Origin of the sequence: Escherichia coli DSM 30083 = JCM 1649 = ATCC 11775 (assembly GCF_003697165.2) — a bacterium.
In the GTDB taxonomy this organism is placed as follows: Bacteria; Pseudomonadota; Gammaproteobacteria; order Enterobacterales; family Enterobacteriaceae; genus Escherichia; species Escherichia coli.
Genome location: NZ_CP033092.2, coordinates 4,694,707 through 4,713,424 on the forward strand (window position 1 = coordinate 4,694,707; position 18,718 = coordinate 4,713,424).

Genomic DNA, 18,718 nt, shown 5'->3' on the forward strand with positions numbered 1-18,718 from the left:
AGTAATTTCACTGGCTTTTTCGCAATAGATGAATGGTTAAGATTCAGGTGTAAATTGCCAACGAGTTTCGATGACCAGCGGCTTATCTGGTGTCACAAATTCCGGCGTTAGATTTATTGCGTTAGGTGCCTGAGTCAGCGGGTTAATACAGGTGGCATCGGGCTGTTTATCAAATACCACCAGACTGTTTGCAGAAGAGGTCATGGTCATCGCGAGTTTACCAGGCCACAGTAACTTAACCTTCACCCCGTCATAAAAACCAAAACAGTCATCCCAGGGACCAACTTGAGGAGAGATACGATTTCCAGTTGGCAGTTCATCACTACCCGCTTCTTCTTGCCAGTCCGCATCAAAAAGCACCTGCAACGATTCTGTATTTTGCGGAGTCAGCTTTTTCGCAAACCACGGATGCCAGCCTGCGGAGGCCGGGAATGTATCGGCATATGAATGGACTTCCAGTTGCAAAACCAGCGCATCGTTCTCCAGCAAAAAAGTCTGAATCACTTCCCCTTGCCAGGGCCACGGTGAAGCCAGGGGCATACGTAAAGTCAGGGAATCTGCTGTTTTGTCGATGATTTCCCACGTTGAGTAACAAGCCATACCATGCAACGCATGTGGTGGTTTATTGGCGGGTAAAGAATAACATTGCCCACCAGCATTCAGCGTCGCATTCCCCAGTCGCCCTGCCCACGGCACCATTGGGAAACAGCCATACTGAAAAGCTCTGCGCTGCGGCTGCCATTGGCGTAATACTTCAGAACCAAATGCCTTTAACGAGGTTATCCTGGCACCATCATGCGGATAAATCTGCAGGTGAATATTGCCTTTTTCCAGCGTCACTAACTCTCCTACAGGCCCAGGCCATGGCGCGTCAAACGCCTGTTGTAGCGCCAGGTAATGCTCGTTTTTTCGTTCAGTTTTCATGAGATTGTTCCCTGATGTAGCGGTAAGAAGCGGTTTCTTGTTCATCGGTTGGCTCAATCAGCCAGACGCAAACAAAGGAAAGAACTGAGACAGCAAATAAAAACAGAGCGACATACCACGGTTTTCCTCCCCCTAGCGCCAGCAAACTTGAGGCGATAAGGGGGCTTAGTCCGCCAAGAATCGCGGAAAATTGATAAGCAAAAGAAAGGCCGGTATATCGTACTTTGGTACCGAACATGCGGGTGAAAAGTGTTGGCTGCACGGCAAACATCATCGTCGGACCTAAGTTGTAGCCAAGGATCATACTGCACCAGATGATGAGCGTACTTTTGCTATCCAGTAATAAGAAGAAAGGAAACGCGAACAGGACACAAAATCCTGCTCCCGACAAATACAGACTTTTTTGACCTATACGATCTGATAACCATCCAACCAATGGACAACTGAAAATACCGATCGCCGAGGCAATCAACATACCCGTCAGGGGAATATCTCGCGACAATGCTAATTGGCTGGAAATATAGACAATACCAAAGGCGTTAATAATATTAGAGGAGACACTTTCCGCCAGCCTCGCACCCAGTGCCAATAAAATATTTCGTGGATGTTTTTTGAATAATTCAATCAACGGAGGAACGGACTTTTCTTTATTATTCGTCGTTTTTTGCTTTTGAAAATCCAGCGTTTCTTCGGTATGCAGGCGGATAAACAGCCCAACGATCAACATCACCGCAGAAAGCCAAAACGGAATGCGCCATCCCCAGGAGAGAAACTGCTCCGAAGTAAGAAAATGGTTACAGAGAGCAAAAATACCGGTTGCCAGCATAATACCCACAGACGCAGCCGTTTGCGGGAGTGAACCTAAAAATCCGCGTCGGGATTCGGGCGCTGATTCTATGGTCATCAATGCCGCTCCGCCGTACTCGCCACCAAGACCAAAGCCCTGAATCAAACGCAGCACCATTAATACAAGCGGTGCCCAAATGCCAATTTCCTGATACGTCGGAATAAAACCAATCAAAAATGTGGAGCAACCGACAATAGCCAGCGTCCAGATAAGTGTTATTTTTCGCCCGATTTTATCGCCAAAATGACCAAAGACGATGCCACCTAAAGGACGAGTCAGAAAACCAACACCAAAGGTCGCAAAGGAAGCTATAAGACCTATAAAAGGATCGCTGTCTGGATAAAACAGCGGTGCAAATACCAGTCCTGCTGCCGTGCCAAAAATAAAGAAGTCATACCATTCCATTAACGCGCCTGCGAAACTGCCCATAACGACACGTCTCATGGCTTTACCGGAAAGCCCTTCACGCGGTGCGGGTAACTTTTCAGACATAATTTTCCTCTCCTGGTAGGCGAGAAATCTGGGATACGAACCACTAAACGTGGGCAGTTTGAATTAATGCGCATCGGCTTAAACCGATGCGCATTAAATTATTTCTTCAATTCAGCCAGAACCTCTGCGTCCTCAGCATCAACATTTGCACCCAGTGGTTCCCAATTAATCAATACACAGGTCAGGAATCCCAGGAATGGCACGATTGCCAACCAGTAAAACGCTTCAGTTTTCAACGCACCCCACAGCATCGGCCAGAAAATGAGTCCTGCAATTGCCCCTGTGCGCATAATAGCGCGGGCAAATCCGACCCCAGTAGGGCGAATAGCGGGAGGATAAGAGAGTGTGGCAATGGTCATGCCCAGCCCACCAGGACCCGCTGAATGGAAGAAAATAATTGATCCCAATAACCCTAAAGACAGCCAGGGATTAGTCGTTGCCAGTGCGCCTAACGACAGCAATGCTAAGGTCACAACAGCAAATCCATACATCGACTGTCGGCGAGTACCCAGTCGTTGGAGAATAAACGAGCCGATCATCCCGCCTGTCACCCCACAAAGGGCATTCACGACGGCAGAACCGGTTAACGCGCCAGTAAGCCCGCCACTTATTATTCCCGCCAACGTAAGAGGAAGATAAACACCTACGGCGTTATATTGCCACGCCTGCATGGTTGCCACGACACAGCCAAGAATGGTGCGTTTGCGGTAACGATCATTAAATAAGATGCCATATCCACCACTGTATTTATTCTCTGCTTTTTCCGAGAATTTCGCTTCTGTTGTACCCGATGCCGCAACGTGAGCCTGAACACCATAACGTTTTCCCAGAATGTCGCACGCTTCCTGGTAACGCCCGACGCGTGCGGCCCACATTGCGGATTCACCAATAAAGAAGTAACGCAAAATCATGAAGATGACTGCAAAAATAGCTCCGATGAATATTCCGTAACGCCACAATTGTTCTTCAGCGATACCAGACAGAAGCAGCGGCAAAAGCACCAAATAAACAACGGTTGTCGAAACATACCAGGCCATTTGCCAGAGGTTGACCGACGTGCCGGTTTTCTTCGACGTTGAACCACGAAGCTCTGCCACGGCATTGGTTGCCAAAGGGAAGTCGATGCCTAAACCAAAGCCCATGATGACGCGGCACACCAGCACCCACCAGATACTGGGAGCAATAGCTACCGCTGCAGCACCGATGGTGCACAGCCCCATGCCAATAATAAATGCCCGCTTTTGCCCAAAGCGGTTTATTACTCGGTTCGCTAATAAACCGCCAATTAACGCGGCGATTAATACTGATGCATTGACGGTTGCAGCAAGACCCGGCGAAATGCCGAATTGAGCGGCAATGTATTTATTACCAAACCCCACCATCGCCGCCTGGTAGGCATCAATCAATATGCCGCCCAAAGCAATAAAAATAACGCCGATACTGGTGTTGATTGCAGAGTTCTTATTAACAATATCAATTACGTCCTGTGGCCGACTAATTGAATAAGTTGCAGGACTGGTGATTTGACTCATCGCAGTGTCCTTTTTAATTGTTGTAGGGTGGCGCTGGCGTGACGCAGCGCCAGACAGAGATTTAGAAAATCATTCCGGCGCAAATTGCAGCATGACCTTTATGGAGTCATTTTGCTGCGCGCGTTCGAATGCCGCCGCTGCATCCTCAATGGCAAATAAATCGGTAACCAGTTCACTGGTATCAAACCGCCCATCCGCCAGCCATTCGATAACAGCATCGAAATCTTCAGGGATGTACATGCCAGAGTTGAGCAAGTCACGCTCGAAACGTTGCATCATCGGTAATGGTATTTCACGCGGCCCACTTGGTACGCCCATGCACACGACGGTGCCTCCGGCATATACACGGGTACATGCATCGTTAAGCGTGGCCTGCGCTGCAACGACATCAATCGCCCCCGTAAATCGCACATCTGCGGCCAGCTCACCTGGTGCCCAAACTTCTGCTGCGCCCAGTTTTAACGCCAGCGCGCGTTTGGCAGCGTCAGGTTCAATCACGGTAATCTTACCTGCCCCCATAATGCGCAGTGCCTGCACGATGGATAAGCCTATCGTTCCGGCACCAATCACCAGTACGCTTTCCAGAGAAGCTTTCGGCATTCGGTTAACGCAGTGACGAGCACAAGCCGCCGGTTCGGCAAAGGCCAACACTTTTAGCGGTAAAGAGGCTGGTGCGACATGGCAATTACGCGCAGGAACAATGTGTTGTGAGCGAGCAAAGCCCGGTGCGCGAAAACCAGCAACCTGCGGTGGTTCACAAAGATTAAAACGTCCTGCTTTGCAGGCTCGGCATTCCATGCAAGCCATGATGGGATCGACCACAACATGATCACCCGGCTGTACATTTTTAACGTCGCTGCCCACTTCCGTAACGCGCGCTGCAATTTCATGACCGGGGACGACAGGCGGTTTGGCAAACGGATGACCGCCTTTCAGAACATGCAGATCCGAACCGCATATCCCGTAGAACACGGGCGCAATCCGTACTTCGTGCGGTTTAAGTTGCTGGTGTGGTACTTCAACATATTGAGTGGTGACTTTCCCAATATCTGAAAATAAAACCTGGGTAATTTTATCCATTGTTATTCTCCAGAATCGATATCCATAGGGGATTAGCGTTGCGCGATACCTTCATCGACAATTTCAGCCAGCCGTTGCAAGCGTGGAACGGAGACATCGCGCAGCATGGTTTGTGGATCTTGTGCACCAACAACCGACGCCCAAACCGCTCGTCCAGCCAGGAAGCCCGACGCACCACCTTTCATGGCAATACTTACTGCACGGCCAAAAATATCGGCATCAACGCCAGAAGAAAGAATTACCCACGGCATCTTCATCTGATCGTTAAGTTGCTGACAGGCAGCAAGTAAGGTTTTTTCATCGCCTTTGCCCCCTAATGGCATCTCGGCTTTGTAAAGATCAGCCTCTGTTCCACCAAGCTCTGCGGCGGCGGCAACAATGGCGCTTTCACGATCAAAGTCCCAACCGCGACGAGGTGGACGCACCACAGGTTCAATAATGCTAACCAGCCCGGCACTACGGCAGCGACGAACAAATTTATCAACCATTGCCAGACGTTCCTCTGCGGGTTCATCTTCACGCCAGAGTACAAGTAATTTCATTGCCTTAGCCCCCATTTCACGGGCTTTATGCGGGTCGACGGACATATCTATTTCAACGCTATCAACCGGGATGCCATTACCTGGGATAAAAAGATCGGCAGCGACAATCAGGCCGCAAGAATTAGCCACAGCGCCCTGCTCGACTATTTGTTCAAGACAAAATTGTTTATCCGCCAGAACGGCAGAAGCATAAGGAGAAAGGATTCGGGTCGCGGCAACTTTAAAATCGGTGAGTACACTGTCGGCGATGGGTTTTGGCTGCCCTGCTGCCGCAAACATCAGGCGCATGGCCTCACGCTGATCGACAGCTAACATGGCGAATCCACCACCTGGGCGGGAGATATCTTTCAGCGTAAATGGGGTGAAGTGGGATGACATAGAAACTCCTGTTAATAGATAAAATTAAAGACCAGCCTGCTGGCGAACCTGATTTAGCAGGGCGCTCCAGTCCTGCCGCCCTTTGCCGTCTTGACTTGCTGCGGCGTAATAACTTTCTGCTGCAATCCCCATATTGAGCGGCGCCCCCGTTTTCCGAGCGACGTCAACTGCAATACGCAGATCTTTCAATGCCAGGTCCACCATGAAGGCGGGAGAAAGATCGCCTTTCAGCACTTTGCCAGGCCAGGTGGTCGTAAAATGTCCTTTCCCTGCTGCCGTACCACTCATCACCTTAATTGCGACATCAAGATTTAATCCCAGTGACTCACATAACACAGCGGCTTCGGAGGACAGCGCATTAAGCGCAATGCTCATATAGTTGTTAATTAGCTTCACGCGGATCCCCATTCCTGGGCCACCAGCCTCGACCAGCTCATTACCCATGCACATGAGAATCGGGCGTGCACGCGCAATCTGCTCATCAGTGCCGCCCGCTAAAATCAGCAATGTGCCATCAATCGCATTCACTGACGTTCTGCCCACGGGGGCGTCCATCATATTGATGCCTTTTTCTTGTAATTCCCGTATTAATGCATCGGTCTGTAAGGGATGAATAGTCGACATATCAATCACTAACGCGTCAGATGAAACAGTTTCACAGACGCCTTTTTCCCCCAACAGCACCTGTCGAACAATGTCCCCATTGGGAAGCATAGTGATGATAAATTCAGCGCTTGCTGCCGCTTCCGCTGGGGTTTGTGCCGCAGTGGCCCCCTGCGTAACTAGCGCATCGACGGCCTGTGTATTGACATCAAATACCTGTAATGAATGCCCTTTTTGCAATAGATTGTTAGCCATTGGGCTACCCATCTGCCCCAGCCCGAGAAATGCAATGGTTGCCATGAATACTCTCCTGTCTGACATTGACAAATAATGACAATTTAAAATTCGTTTTCGTCTGTTTTTGAGCATATTTGTAATTTATGTTCAAAAACACGACACACATCACTAATTTGATCATTTGTGTCATTTAAATTGACCAAAGACGACAAAATTAAACAGGACAAGACAAATATGACCAGAATTGCATGCGTGGGTATCACAGTTCAGGACAGAATTTATTCTTTGCCCACTCTGCCGGAGGGTGGCGGGAAATATCAGGCAAATCATTATCTTGAGATTGGTGGCGGCCCGGCAGCAACAGCCGCTGTTGCAATCGCAAAGCTTGGCGTGGAGGTTGATTTCATCGGTCGCGTCGGCGATGACAGTTGTGGAAATACCTTACTTGCAGAACTTGAGGGTTGGGGCGTCAATACCGCATTTTGCCGCCGATATCCTCACGCCCGTTCGTCGCAATCAGCGATCCTCGTTGATCAGCATGGCGAACGGATTATCGTTAATTATCCAAGTCCTGATCTCGGTACTGATGCCGAATGGTTAGAAGCGATCGATTTCTCTCGTTATGATCTGATTCTGGCCGATGTTCGCTGGCATAGCGGTACTGAAAAAGCATTCTCGCTAGCGCGCCTTGCGGGTGTGACAACGCTTTTAGACGCCGATATGACACCGCAGGATATTTCTCCACTTGTCGCGCTTGCCGATCACGCCGTGTTCTCAACACCAGGGCTGAAACGCATGACTGGCCTGCAGTCACCTGAAGAAGGTTTGTTCCAGGCAACGACACAAACAGCAGGTAAAGTGTATGTTACGCTGGGTTCTGAAGGATCGTTGTGGATTGAAGATGGTCATTTGTGTCAACAGGAGGCATTTTCTGTCAATGTGGTTGATACCACTGGAGCAGGCGATGTTTTTCACGGCGCACTCGCGGTAGCGTTGGCAGAAAAAATGCCAACAAAAGAGGCTATTCGTTTTGCCAGTGCGGTTGCCGCGATGAAATGTACCCAGCCTGGCGGTCGGGCCGGCATTCCTAATCGTGAGCAAACCGAATCATTTTTGTCACTTTATGCGTAAAATGGTAAACATCTACCGAGGAGGGGCAAGGGAGTATTCATGAGTATCATCGAAGTGACAGGTAATCCACGCCATGACCAACTCGTTCATCTAATCGCAGAACGCGGTTATATGAATATTGAAGAACTGGCACAACTGCTGGATGTTTCAACGCAAACCGTGCGCCGGGATATCCGAAAACTCAGTGAGCAGGGCTTGATCACCCGTCATCATGGAGGGGCCGGGCGCGTCTCCAGCGTCATGAATACCGCTTTTGAGCAACGGGAACTTTCGCTCACCGCCGAGAAACGGGCGATCGCTGAGGCAGTCGCCGATTACCTTCCCGAACGCTGTACCGTCTTTATCACCATCGGTACAACCGTAGAAGCCGTTGCCAGGGCATTACTCAACCGGCGTGATTTACGCATTATCACTAATAGCCTGCGTGTGGCACAGATTCTTTATAAGAATCAGGATATTGAAGTGATGGTGCCGGGAGGCACTTTACGCGCTCATAACGGTGGGATTATCGGCCCAGGAGCCGTGGATTTTATTGAAGGCTTCCGCGCAGATTATTTAATCACCAGTATAGGTGCCATTGAGCATGACGGCACCCTGCTGGAATTTGATGTCAATGAAGCGTTAGTCGCGAGAACGATGATTAAACATGCGCGGAATACATTGTTAGTGGCCGATCATACGAAGTTTGCCGCGTCTGCTGCCGTTTCAATTGGCAATGCACGGAATGTCAGGGCTTTTTTTACTGATGCCCCGCCTCCCAATTCTTTCTGCCAGTTGTTAAGTGAAGAGAATGTTGAACTGGTGGTTGCCGAGCAAGAAGTATCCTGAAATTGAAACTTCGGAAAATCCGCTGGGAATTTCAGCGGATTTTGTTTTCCATAAGCCAAAAAAAACCTGCCAGCGATGGCAGGTTTTTTATAACTAAAAAACGAAATTAATCGTCTTTCGGTGCGCGGTTAGCGCGACGACGATCGTTTTCCGTCAGGTGACGTTTACGAATACGGATAGAGGTTGGAGTCACTTCTACCAGTTCGTCATCATCGATGAACTCCAGAGCTTGTTCCAGAGTCATGCGGATAGGCGGAACCAGAACAACGGCTTCGTCAGTACCGGAAGCACGCATGTTGGTCAGTTTCTTACCGGTCAGGCAGTTTACAGTCAGGTCGTTAGAGCGGCTATGAATACCGATAATCTGACCTTCGTAAACTTCTGCACCGTGACCGAGGAACAGCTTACCACGGTCCTGCAGACCGAACAGCGCGAACGCAACCGCTTTACCCTGACCGTTAGAGATCAGTACACCGTTCTGACGCTGACCCACTTCACCCGGACGTACGTCGTCGTAGTGGCTGAAGGTGGAGTACAGCAGACCCGTACCGGAAGTCATGGTCATGAACTCAGAACGGAAGCCAATCAGACCACGGCTTGGGATCACGTAGTCGAGACGTACGCGGCCTTTACCGTCTGGATTCATGTTTTTCAGGTCGCCTTTACGTTCGCCCAGCGCCTGCATTACAGAACCCTGATGCTGTTCTTCAACGTCCAGAGTCACGTTTTCATACGGCTCTTGTTTACGACCGTCGATTTCACGGAAGATAACTTTCGGACGGGATACCGCCAGTTCGAAACCTTCACGACGCATGTTTTCGATCAGAACAGACAGGTGCAGTTCGCCACGACCAGAAACGCGGAACGCATCGGCGTCTTCGGTTTCTTCTACGCGCAGCGCAACGTTGTGTACCAGTTCTTTGTTCAGACGATCCAGGATCTGACGAGACGTTACGAACTTACCTTCTTTACCGCAGAACGGCGAGGTGTTAACGCAGAAGAACATAGAAACGGTCGGCTCATCAACGGAGAGTGCCGGCAGCGCTTCAACGTTTTGCGTGTCGCAAACGGTGTCAGAAATGTTCAGTTCGCCCAGGCCCGTGATCGCCACGATATCGCCAGCTTCCGCCAGATCGGTTTCGATACGTTCCAGACCGAGGTGGCCCAGCACTTTACCGACTTTCGCGTTGCGGGTTTTGCCTTCGCTATCGATGATAGTAACCTGCTGGTTCGGCTTCACTTTACCGCGCTTGATGCGGCCAATGCCGATAACGCCAACATAGCTGTTGTAATCGAGCTGAGAAATCTGCATCTGGAACGGACCGTCAAGGTCAACGTCCGGCGCAGGAACGTGGTCAACAATCGCCTGGTACAGCGGGGTCATGTCTTCCGCCATATCTTCGTGGTCCAGACCCGCGATACCGTTCAGCGCAGAAGCGTAAACGATCGGGAAGTCCAGCTGCTCGTCGGTCGCGTCGAGGTTAACGAACAGATCGAATACCTGATCCACAACCCAATCAGGACGCGCGCCAGGGCGGTCAACTTTGTTGATAACAACAATCGGCTTCAGGCCGTAAGCAAACGCTTTTTTGGTTACGAAGCGCGTTTGCGGCATCGGGCCGTCAAATGCGTCAACCACCAGCAGCACTGAGTCTACCATGGACATTACACGTTCAACTTCACCACCGAAGTCGGCGTGCCCCGGGGTATCAACGATGTTGATACGGTAATCATTCCATTTGATAGCGGTGTTTTTCGCGAGGATGGTAATCCCACGCTCTTTCTCCAAATCGTTGGAGTCCATCACGCGCTCTTGGGTTTCGGCACGAGAGTCGAACGTACCGGATTGTTGGAGCAGCTTGTCTACCAGGGTGGTTTTACCATGGTCTACGTGCGCGATGATGGCGATATTACGCAATTTTTCGATCACAACTTTGCCTCAGGCATTAGAAATAGCGCGTTATTGTACACGGATTAATCGCACTACAAAACAGGATCACAAACATCCTCCGCAAACAAGTATTGCAGAGTCCCTTTGTGATCGCTTTCACGGAGCATAAAAAGGGTTATCCAAAGGTCATTGCACCAATATGGTGCTTAATGTTCCCATTGAAGCACTATATTGGTGCAACATTCACATCATGGTGCAGCCCTTTTGCACGATGTTAAGCATGATAACGCCTTTTAGGGGCAATTTAAAAGTTGGCACAGATTTCGCTTTATCTTTTTTACGGCGACACGGCCCATTTAATTGCAGATTTCGTTACCACGACGACAATGACCAATCCAGGAGAGTTAAAGTATGTCCGCTGAACACGTACTGACGATGCTGAACGAGCACGAAGTGAAGTTTGTTGATTTGCGCTTCACCGATACCAAAGGTAAAGAACAGCACGTCACTATCCCTGCTCATCAGGTGAATGCCGAATTCTTCGAAGAAGGCAAAATGTTTGACGGCTCCTCGATTGGCGGCTGGAAAGGCATTAACGAATCCGATATGGTGCTGATGCCAGACGCATCCACCGCAGTGATTGATCCGTTCTTCGCCGATTCTACCCTGATTATCCGTTGCGACATCCTTGAACCTGGCACCCTGCAAGGCTATGACCGTGACCCGCGCTCTATTGCGAAGCGCGCTGAAGATTACCTGCGTTCCACTGGCATTGCCGACACCGTACTGTTCGGGCCAGAACCTGAATTCTTCCTGTTCGATGACATCCGTTTCGGATCGTCTATCTCCGGTTCCCACGTTGCTATCGACGATATCGAAGGTGCATGGAACTCCTCCACCCAATATGAAGGTGGTAACAAAGGTCACCGTCCGGCAGTGAAAGGCGGTTACTTCCCGGTTCCGCCGGTAGACTCAGCTCAGGATATTCGTTCTGAAATGTGTCTGGTGATGGAACAGATGGGTCTGGTAGTTGAAGCTCATCACCACGAAGTCGCTACCGCAGGTCAGAACGAAGTGGCTACCCGCTTCAATACCATGACCAAAAAAGCTGACGAAATTCAGATCTACAAATATGTCGTGCACAACGTGGCGCACCGTTTCGGTAAGACCGCGACCTTTATGCCAAAACCGATGTTCGGTGATAACGGTTCCGGTATGCACTGCCACATGTCGCTGTCTAAAAACGGCGTTAACCTGTTTGCTGGCGACAAATACGCAGGTCTGTCTGAACAGGCGCTGTACTACATTGGCGGCGTAATCAAACACGCGAAAGCGATTAACGCCCTGGCAAACCCGACCACCAACTCTTACAAGCGTCTGGTCCCGGGCTACGAAGCACCGGTGATGCTGGCTTACTCTGCGCGTAACCGTTCTGCGTCTATCCGTATTCCGGTGGTTTCTTCTCCGAAAGCACGTCGTATCGAAGTACGTTTCCCGGACCCGGCGGCTAACCCGTACCTGTGCTTTGCTGCCCTGCTGATGGCCGGTCTTGATGGCATCAAGAACAAGATCCATCCGGGCGAAGCCATGGACAAAAACCTGTATGACCTGCCGCCAGAAGAAGCGAAAGAGATCCCACAGGTTGCAGGCTCTCTGGAAGAAGCACTGAACGAACTGGATCTGGACCGCGAGTTCCTGAAAGCTGGTGGCGTGTTCACGGATGAAGCGATCGATGCGTACATCGCTCTGCGTCGCGAAGAAGATGACCGCGTGCGTATGACTCCGCATCCGGTAGAGTTTGAGCTGTACTACAGCGTCTAATAGTTGAAGTTGTACTACCCGGCGCAACAACGCCGGGATTTAGTTGCCGTGGAAACTTTCAGCCCATCTCTGCATGGGCTTTTTTCTCCGTCAATTCTCTGATGCTTCGCGCTTTTTATCCGTAAAAAGCTATAATGCACTAAAATGGTGCAACCTGTTCAGGAGACTGCTTTATGGCAACAGGCACGCAGCCCGATGCTGGGCAGATCCTCAACTCGCTGATTAACAGTATTTTGTTAATCGATGACAATCTGGCGATCCATTACGCCAACCCCGCCGCGCAACAACTGCTCGCCCAAAGCTCCCGCAAATTGTTTGGTACGCCGTTACCGGAACTGTTGAGCTACTTCTCATTAAATATCGAGCTGATGCAAGAAAGTCTGGAGGCGGGGCAAGGTTTTACCGATAACGAAGTGACGCTGGTCATCGACGGGCGCTCGCATATCCTTTCTGTGACGGCTCAGCGTATGCCGGACGGCATGATCCTGCTGGAGATGGCACCGATGGATAACCAGCGCCGCTTAAGTCAGGAACAGCTACAGCACGCCCAGCAGGTTGCTGCCCGTGATTTAGTGCGCGGCCTGGCGCATGAGATTAAAAATCCGCTTGGCGGTTTACGTGGCGCGGCGCAGCTACTCAGCAAGGCATTACCTGACCCGTCACTACTCGAATATACCAAAGTGATTATCGAACAGGCGGACCGGCTGCGAAATCTGGTCGACCGTCTGTTGGGGCCGCAGCTGCCCGGTACGCGTATTACCGAAAGTATTCACAAAGTGGCTGAACGCGTGGTGACGCTGGTGTCGATGGAACTGCCGAACAACGTGCGGTTGATTCGGGATTACGACCCCAGCCTGCCGGAACTGGCGCACGACCCGGATCAAATTGAACAGGTCTTGCTGAATATTGTGCGCAATGCGCTACAGGCGCTGGGGCCGGAGGGTGGTGAAATCATTCTGCGTACCCGCACAGCGTTTCAACTGACCTTACACGGCGAGCGCTATCGGCTGGCGGCGCGGATTGATGTGGAAGATAACGGGCCGGGCATTCCGCCTCATTTGCAGGATACGCTGTTTTACCCGATGGTCAGCGGCCGCGAAGGTGGCACCGGGCTTGGCTTATCCATCGCCCGTAATTTGATTGATCAGCATTCAGGCAAAATTGAATTTACCAGTTGGCCAGGTCATACCGAGTTCTCGGTTTACCTGCCTATCAGGAAATAAAGGTGACGTTTATGCAACGAGGGATAGTCTGGGTAGTCGATGACGATAGTTCCATCCGTTGGGTGCTTGAACGTGCGCTCGCTGGAGCGGGTTTAACCTGTACGACATTTGAGAACGGCGCGGAAGTACTGGAGGCGCTGGCGAGCAAAACGCCGGATGTGCTGCTTTCAGATATCCGTATGCCGGGAATGGACGGGCTGGCGCTGCTCAAGCAGATTAAACAGCGCCATCCGATGCTTCCGGTCATCATTATGACCGCACATTCCGATCTGGATGCTGCCGTCAGCGCCTATCAACAAGGGGCATTTGATTATCTGCCCAAACCGTTTGATATCGACGAAGCCGTGGCGCTGGTTGAGCGCGCCATCAGTCATTACCAGGAACAGCAGCAGCCGCGTAATGTTCAGCTTAACGGCCCAACGACCGATATCATCGGTGAAGCGCCAGCCATGCAGGACGTGTTCCGGATTATCGGTCGGCTTTCGCGTTCTTCTATTAGCGTGCTGATTAACGGCGAGTCCGGCACCGGTAAAGAACTGGTCGCTCATGCCCTTCATCGCCACAGTCCGCGAGCCAAAGCGCCATTTATCGCGCTGAATATGGCGGCTATCCCGAAGGATTTGATCGAATCCGAACTGTTTGGTCACGAGAAAGGCGCATTTACCGGCGCGAATACCATTCGTCAGGGGCGTTTTGAACAAGCTGATGGCGGTACATTATTTCTCGATGAAATTGGCGATATGCCGCTGGATGTGCAGACGCGTTTGCTGCGCGTGCTGGCAGATGGTCAGTTTTATCGCGTTGGCGGCTATGCGCCGGTGAAAGTGGATGTGCGGATTATCGCTGCCACTCACCAGAATCTTGAACAGCGGGTGCAGGAAGGCAAGTTCCGTGAGGATCTGTTCCACCGCCTGAACGTCATCCGCGTTCATCTGCCGCCACTGCGCGAACGTCGGGAAGATATTCCCCGTCTGGCACGCCATTTTTTACAGGTTGCCGCGCGAGAGCTGGGCGTAGAAGCGAAGTTGCTGCATCCGGAAACCGAAGCCGCGCTGACGCGTCTGGCGTGGCCAGGCAACGTGCGCCAGCTGGAAAACACCTGTCGCTGGCTAACGGTGATGGCTGCCGGACAGGAAGTGTTGATTCAGGATTTGCCTGGCGAACTGTTTGAATCAAACGTACCGGAAAGCACTTCACACATGCAGCCGGACAGTTGGGCAACGCTGTTAGCACAGTGGGCAGACAGAGCGCTGCGTTCCGGTCATCAAAACCTGCTTTCCGAAGCACAGCCAGAGCTGGAACGGACGTTACTGACCACCGCGCTGCGACATACGCAGGGGCATAAACAGGAAGCGGCGCGGCTACTTGGCTGGGGCCGCAACACCCTGACGCGTAAGTTAAAAGAGCTGGGGATGGAGTGATTCACGGCTTGTGTGTAAAGATTGATTATTGAGCGCAAATTGCTGGTATTTTGCGCTTTACTGTTCCGATAAGTTCAGTATGATCTTGCCCGGAAAACGGGGAGAGTCATTATGCTGGAATCAATAATTAATCTGGTATCGAGTGGCGCAGTTGACAGCCACACACCGCAAACTGCTGTTGCTGCCGTGCTGTGTGCCGCGATGATAGGGCTGTTTAGCTGAAGCTCGTTGTTTACGCCGGATGCGGAGAAAGTCGTAGGCCTGATAAGACGCAACCAGCGTCGCATCAGGCAATCTTGTTCTCAGCACATTGATGGCGCTTTCGTTTTCTACTTTGTAAACGAAGCGCCATTCACAATTTAAATCACCCGAGAGAACTGCTGCATCCGCGCTTTCTGGCGCAGATAGGTATCAAAGCACATGCAAATGTTGCGGATCAGCAAGCGACCTTTCGCCGTCACCTGTATTCCCTTCTCATCCACATCCACCAGCCCATCTTTTGCTAACGGGGCGAGCAGCTTGAGATCTTCCGCAAAGTAATCAGCGAAGAGCAAATCCCACTGTTGCTCAATAGGGGCGTAATCCAGACGGAAGTTGCAGATGAGCGACTTAATCACATCGCGGCGAATACAGTCATCACGCGTTAGCGCAATACCACGCCACAGCGCATTGCCTTGTTCATCCACTTGCTGATAGTACTGCTTCAACTCTTTCTGGTTCTGCGCGTAGCAGTCGCCAATCATGCTGATGGCGGAAACGCCCATCCCCAGCAGATCGGTATCGCCCTGAGTGGTGTAGCCCTGGAAGTTACGATGCAGCACGCCTTCACGCTGGGCCACCGCCAGCTCGTCATCCGGGCGAGCAAAGTGATCCATACCGATAAACTGATAGCCCGATTGTGTCAGGAAGGCGATGGTTTCCTGCAGAATATCGAGTTTTTGTTGCGGACTCGGCAAGTCAGCATCTTTGATTTTGCGCTGGGCGGCAAAAATAGTTGGCAGATGCGCGTAGTTAAAGACGCTCAGACGGTCAGGGTTCAGTTCCGCCACACGCTTCAGGGTAAAGGCGAAACTCTCCGGCGTCTGTTTCGGCAGGCCGTAAATCAGGTCGATGTTGGTGGAGGTAAAGCCAATCTCACGCGCATGGTTAAGCAGTGCAAAGATGAACTCTTCATCCTGCTCGCGGTTAACCAGACGTTGCACTTCTTTGTTGAAGTCCTGCACGCCCATGCTCAGCCGATTAAAGCCTTCGGCGCGTAAATGATCGAGTACATCCAGTTCGATTTCCCGCGGATCGACTTCGATCGAGATCTCCGCATCGGCATTGAACTGGAAGTTTTCGCGCAGCAGCTTCATCAGACGGCTGATTTGCGCTTTATTCAGATACGTCGGCGTTCCGCCGCCCCAGTGCAATTGGCTGACGTGACGCCCGGCGAACAGCGGTGCACGATGGACGATTTCTTGCTCCAGCGCGTCCAGATACTGATCGGCCTTGTGCTGCTGGCGAGTAACAATCTTATTGCAACCGCAGAAGTAACAAAGCTTATGGCAGAACGGAATATGTACGTAGAGAGATAATGGACGCTCAGGATAGCGCGCCACGGCTTGTAAAAACGCCTGTTCGCCGAAGTCTTCTGAAAACTCCAGCGCGGTCGGGTACGAGGTGTATCGTGGCCCGGAATAGTTATATTTCTGGATCAGGGCCAGATCCCAGTCGATTTGCTGTACAGACATGCTCACTCCTTCCGATGGCGTCTCTGGCGGCTACGGCGTACCGGCGGATGCCCGTTTCGAGTCATCAGCCGGTTGCGCAGCCACTTTTGTCGCCGCGACAACCGCTGTAGTTTAACGAATAACCACACCAGATAACATATAACCGGAAGGGTTATCAGCAGAACGGGAAGACCCACGGCGGCAATCCGTTAGTTGCCCCGCAGCAGACGCATCATGTCTTCTTGCTTCTCGTCTTCTTCCTCTTCTTCGTCATCGTCATAAGAGAGGCCGAGTTTCTGCATCAACTCATCAATACGATCCAGTTTGACATCCACCCAGGATTGCTCTTCGGCGCTCAGGGTTTCGCCTGCTTCCAGACGTTCCAGCAGCGCATCCAGACGCTCATCCGTTTCCAGTAACTCCAACTCCGCCTGCGGTGAAAGCATAGGTTTCTCACTCTTCGGTTTGTGCTGTTTGGTGACTTTTTCAGCCACGCCCAATGGAATAGGGGTTTTACTGCCAATACGTGGATCTTTTGGTGCGTTCTGGCCTTTGCTGCCTGACGTGGTGTTACCGCCCGCTGCGCGGCTGCCCGGCGCATGACCACGACGTTTTTTCTGACGCTTACGGTCACGAGCTTCCTGATCCAGCTCCTCGCGTGTTTTTCGACGCGCTTTTGCATGACCTTTGCTGCGTGAGTTTGAAGATGATGGTTTCATAATGGTTCGTCTTTTAGCCGTTTTATTCAGTATAGATTTGCGGCGGAATCTAACAGAAAGCAAGCAAAGAAAAAAGGCGACAGATTACTCTGTCGCCTTTTTTCCTGACTCATAACCCTTAACGGGTCTTACAATCCTTGCAGGCCGCCAACACACCCTGTTTTTCCATTAGCCGGAACAATCCGTGTTGATTCCATTTCCATTTAATTACGTCTCCGGACGTTTATCTTCCTGACAATCCTCTGTCTTCGCCTCCTGGCGCTCCTGACCCTCATCCTGAGTCATTGTTCCTGTTAGCGTCCTCGCTCTATGGGTGCTACTTTACGCCTTTGCTTTAAATAAACAATCAACCGCCATCAGTATTTGCACATTTTCAGAGTTTTATATAAAAGCAATTCACTGATTTATATAGCTTATTTGACATGCGTCGCAGAATTTTCTCTGCTATTTCGCATAAAGACTATCGGCAATGTCTCACAAAGCATATGGCTTTTACTTACAACGCTCACGCCGAAAAATCCGCCTTTTATTATGGTTCAGGTATAATCGCCGCAAAGCTTTGACTGATGGAGACGACCGCTTTGACTAATTTGAATTATCAACAGACGCATTTTGTGATGAGTGCGCCTGATATTCGCCACCTACCTTCCGATACCGGAATTGAAGTGGCTTTTGCAGGCCGTTCCAACGCAGGTAAATCCAGCGCGCTGAACACGCTGACTAACCAGAAAAGCCTGGCTCGTACCTCAAAAACCCCGGGGCGCACCCAGCTTATCAACCTGTTTGAAGTGGCTGACGGCAAGCGTCTGGTTGACTTGCCTGGGTACGGTTATGCGGAAGTCCCGGAAGAGATGAAGCGCAAATGGCAGCGCGCGCTCGGCGAGTACCTCGAAAAACGTCAGAGCCTGCAAGGTCTGGTGGTGCTAATGGATATTCGCCATCCGCTGAAAGATTTGGATCAGCAGATGATTGAGTGGGCGGTAGACAGCAATATCGCCGTGCTGGTACTGCTGACCAAAGCGGACAAACTGGCAAGCGGCGCACGTAAAGCGCAATTGAATATGGTGCGTGAAGCGGTGCTGGCGTTTAACGGTGATGTGCAGGTTGAAACGTTTTCTTCGCTGAAGAAACAAGGCGTGGACAAGCTGCGGCAGAAACTGGATACCTGGTTTAGCGAGATGCAGCCTGTAGAAGAAACGCAGGACGGCGAATAATTTTCTTGCCTTAATGCTTGTGCCGGATGTGGCGTATCCGGCCCGTAAATTCAATAGATTACAATTCTACCGTTGGCCTGATAAACATGGCGTATCAGGCATTACGGATCTTTTCTTTCGCCC

General features: G+C 51.0%; 16 protein-coding genes and 1 pseudogene. 7 read left to right on the top strand and 10 right to left on the bottom strand.

Annotation, left to right across the window (positions count from 1 at the left end; genetic code table 11):
* Positions 1–36: 36 nt before the first annotated feature.
* The 6 genes from EAS44_RS24055 to yihU all read right to left on the bottom strand — a co-directional run bounded on the left by EAS44_RS24055 (position 37) and on the right by yihU (position 6,698).
* Complete coding sequence (locus EAS44_RS24055) at positions 37–924, bottom strand: aldose 1-epimerase (RefSeq protein WP_001298595.1); 888 nt, start codon at positions 922–924, stop codon at positions 37–39.
* A complete protein-coding gene (locus tag EAS44_RS24060; RefSeq protein WP_001291199.1) occupies positions 914–2,263 on the bottom strand; it encodes an MFS transporter in 1,350 nt (449 codons plus the stop codon). The genes EAS44_RS24055 and EAS44_RS24060 overlap by 11 nt, the downstream gene beginning before the upstream one ends.
* Before the next feature lie 98 nt (positions 2,264–2,361).
* The gene (locus tag EAS44_RS24065; protein WP_000078429.1) at positions 2,362–3,795 is read right to left on the bottom strand and encodes an MFS transporter; all 1,434 of its coding nucleotides are present in this window, start codon (positions 3,793–3,795) and stop codon (positions 2,362–2,364) included.
* 69 nt (positions 3,796–3,864) lie between these two features.
* Positions 3,865–4,875: a zinc-dependent alcohol dehydrogenase gene (locus tag EAS44_RS24070; RefSeq protein WP_000357981.1), complete on the bottom strand. Its 1,011-nt coding sequence runs from the start codon at positions 4,873–4,875 to the stop codon at positions 3,865–3,867.
* A gap of 32 nt (positions 4,876–4,907) precedes the next feature.
* Entirely contained in the window at positions 4,908–5,795 is an 888-nt protein-coding gene (locus tag EAS44_RS24075) for an aldolase (protein ID WP_000094544.1), read from the bottom strand.
* A gap of 24 nt (positions 5,796–5,819) precedes the next feature.
* On the bottom strand, positions 5,820–6,698 hold the full coding sequence (gene yihU / locus EAS44_RS24080) for a sulfolactaldehyde 3-reductase (RefSeq protein ID WP_000190782.1): 879 nt from the start codon (positions 6,696–6,698) through the stop codon (positions 5,820–5,822).
* Positions 6,699–6,869: 171 nt separating this feature from the next.
* Here yihU and EAS44_RS24085 point away from each other — a divergent pair, with 171 nt between their 5' ends.
* Complete coding sequence (locus tag EAS44_RS24085) at positions 6,870–7,766, top strand: sugar kinase (RefSeq protein ID WP_001363089.1); 897 nt, start codon at positions 6,870–6,872, stop codon at positions 7,764–7,766.
* A gap of 39 nt (positions 7,767–7,805) precedes the next feature.
* Positions 7,806–8,594, top strand: coding sequence for a DeoR/GlpR family DNA-binding transcription regulator (locus EAS44_RS24090; protein ID WP_000022286.1), 789 nt, complete (start codon positions 7,806–7,808; stop codon positions 8,592–8,594).
* A 106-nt stretch (positions 8,595–8,700) separates the two neighbouring features.
* Here EAS44_RS24090 and typA read toward each other — a convergent pair whose 3' ends face one another.
* Positions 8,701–10,524: a ribosome-dependent GTPase TypA gene (gene typA, locus EAS44_RS24095; protein WP_000570668.1), complete on the bottom strand. Its 1,824-nt coding sequence runs from the start codon at positions 10,522–10,524 to the stop codon at positions 8,701–8,703.
* Between the two features lie 372 nt (positions 10,525–10,896).
* Here typA and glnA point away from each other — a divergent pair, with 372 nt between their 5' ends.
* The 4 genes from glnA (at position 10,897) to yshB (ending at position 15,172) form a co-directional block, all read left to right on the top strand.
* Positions 10,897–12,306, top strand: coding sequence for a glutamate--ammonia ligase (gene glnA, locus EAS44_RS24100; RefSeq protein ID WP_001271717.1), 1,410 nt, complete (start codon positions 10,897–10,899; stop codon positions 12,304–12,306).
* A gap of 173 nt (positions 12,307–12,479) precedes the next feature.
* Positions 12,480–13,529 (top strand): nitrogen regulation protein NR(II), encoded by a 1,050-nt coding sequence (gene glnL, locus EAS44_RS24105; RefSeq protein ID WP_000190574.1) that lies wholly within the window; start codon positions 12,480–12,482, stop codon positions 13,527–13,529.
* Between the two features lie 11 nt (positions 13,530–13,540).
* Positions 13,541–14,950: a nitrogen regulation protein NR(I) gene (gene glnG, locus EAS44_RS24110; protein ID WP_001315107.1), complete on the top strand. Its 1,410-nt coding sequence runs from the start codon at positions 13,541–13,543 to the stop codon at positions 14,948–14,950.
* A 111-nt stretch (positions 14,951–15,061) separates the two neighbouring features.
* On the top strand, positions 15,062–15,172 hold the full coding sequence (yshB, locus tag EAS44_RS24115; RefSeq protein ID WP_000893994.1) for a YshB family small membrane protein: 111 nt from the start codon (positions 15,062–15,064) through the stop codon (positions 15,170–15,172).
* 137 nt (positions 15,173–15,309) lie between these two features.
* On the opposite strand, the gene hemN is transcribed toward yshB, so the two are convergent.
* From hemN to EAS44_RS25675, 3 genes and pseudogenes are all read right to left on the bottom strand, one after another.
* The gene (gene hemN / locus EAS44_RS24120; protein ID WP_000116096.1) at positions 15,310–16,683 is read right to left on the bottom strand and encodes an oxygen-independent coproporphyrinogen III oxidase; all 1,374 of its coding nucleotides are present in this window, start codon (positions 16,681–16,683) and stop codon (positions 15,310–15,312) included.
* Between the two features lie 188 nt (positions 16,684–16,871).
* Positions 16,872–17,381, bottom strand: a complete 510-nt coding sequence (yihI, locus tag EAS44_RS24125) for a Der GTPase-activating protein YihI (protein WP_001351246.1) — start codon at positions 17,379–17,381, stop codon at positions 16,872–16,874.
* Positions 17,382–17,499: 118 nt separating this feature from the next.
* Positions 17,500–17,666 (bottom strand): annotated as a pseudogene (locus tag EAS44_RS25675) (hypothetical protein).
* Positions 17,667–17,962: 296 nt separating this feature from the next.
* On the opposite strand from EAS44_RS25675, the gene yihA reads away from it, so the two are divergent.
* Positions 17,963–18,595: a ribosome biogenesis GTP-binding protein YihA/YsxC gene (gene yihA, locus EAS44_RS24130; protein WP_000183349.1), complete on the top strand. Its 633-nt coding sequence runs from the start codon at positions 17,963–17,965 to the stop codon at positions 18,593–18,595.
* Positions 18,596–18,718 lie beyond the last annotated feature (123 nt).